The sequence below is a fragment of the Amycolatopsis sp. CA-126428 genome (genome assembly GCF_002904335.1).
In the GTDB taxonomy this organism is placed as follows: domain Bacteria; phylum Actinomycetota; class Actinomycetes; order Mycobacteriales; family Pseudonocardiaceae; genus Amycolatopsis.
On the sequence record NZ_PPHF01000006.1, the window covers coordinates 1 to 1,455 of the forward strand.

Here is a 1,455-nt window from a genome sequence, read left to right on the forward strand (position 1 = left end):
GTGTCCCTATGTGGTTGTCAAGCCGCGGCGGGGACGGGAGTGGGTTCGGGGTGGCGGTAGTGGGTGCCGTTGCGGAGCATGGCGTAGAGGACGTCGCAGCGTCGTCGGGCCAGGCAGATCAGGGCGGCGTTGTGCTTCTTGCCCTCGGCTCGCTTCCTGTCGTAGTAGGCCCGGCTGGTCGGATCCGACAACGAGGCGAACGCGGCGAGGAAGAACGCGCGTTTGAGCTGGCGGTTGCCGGTCCGAGCCGGATGCTCCCCCTTGATCGACGTTCCGGAGTTGCGGGTCACGGGGGCGATACCAGCGTAGGCCGCCAGGTGCCCCGAGGAGGCGAAGTTGGAGGCGTCGCCGACTTCGAGCAGGATGCGGGCTGCGGTCCTGACGCCGATGCCGGGCATCGAGGTCAGGACCCCGGCAAGAGGGTGCGCATCAAGTATCCCCTCAACCTGCTCAGCAACCTGTTTCCGTTGCAGGAGCACGCTTTTCAAGCTGTCCGCCAACCGTGGGAGGACGGTGTCCGCAGCGGCGGTGCCCGGAACGATGACCGTCTGCTCGCCCAGCGCGGTCATGATCGCCTCGACCAGTTTGTCGCCGAGGCGGGGCGCGTGGACCTTGGCGATCGCGGTGAGTTTGCGGCGTCCGGCTTTGGCGATGCCGGCCGGGCCGCCGCAGCGGGAGAGGATTTCCAGCACCGCCGGGTGGCTGATCCGCGGGCCGATCGCGTGTTCGAGGGCGGGGTGGATGCCGGTGAGCAGGCCGCGGATGCGGTTGCTGATCCGGGTGGCTTCGCCGGCCAGGTCGTCGTCGAACCCGACCAGCACCTCCAGCTCGGCCAGCGCCTCGTCGCCGACATCCACTGGCCTGAGGGTGTGCGGGAGGGAGCGGGCGGCGTCGGCGATGACGAACGCGTCCCGGGCGTCGGTCTTCGCCCGGCCCGGGTAGAGGTCGGCGATGCGGCGCATCGCCAGCCCGGGCAGGTAGGCCACCTGATGCCCACATGCGCGGGCGACCGCGACCGGCAACGCCCCGATCGTGGCCGGCTGGTCGACCACAACCAGCAGCGGCCCGTGGGCGGCGAGCTTGTCGAACAGGGCTTTCAGCTTGGTTTCGGTGTTGGGCAGCGGCCCGTCATGCAGCCGGTTGCCGTCGGGGTCCAGGCCGACCGCGTGGTGGGCTTCCTTGCCGACGTCCAGGCCGAGAAACACGCTGAAGTTGCTGCTCATCCACCATGCCGTTCGTTCGCCGCGACGTGGTCACCGGGTCAGGCATCGATGGCCGGCACCCACGTTACGACGAGACCTACCCAGCGGTGGCCGTGTCCCTATTCAGCGGTCCCTCGATGCCACCAGGCCCAGTGACACCACCCCCCGGATCATGGGTTCGACTGGGGGCGCTAGTCATGCCGGGCCTGGCGACCACAGCTCCCTGGTCGGGAGCCACCAAAAAGGTAACGGG

The 1,455-nt window shown here is 69.0% G+C and carries 1 protein-coding gene; it reads right to left on the reverse strand.

Annotated elements, in window-relative coordinates; translation table 11 throughout:
- Positions 1-17: 17 nt before the first annotated feature.
- Positions 18-1,223 carry an IS110 family transposase gene (locus C2L58_RS01570; protein WP_103335191.1) on the reverse strand — a complete coding sequence of 402 codons (1,206 nt, stop codon included), beginning with the start codon at positions 1,221-1,223 and terminating at the stop codon, positions 18-20.
- Between the last annotated feature and the right edge of the window lie 232 nt (positions 1,224-1,455).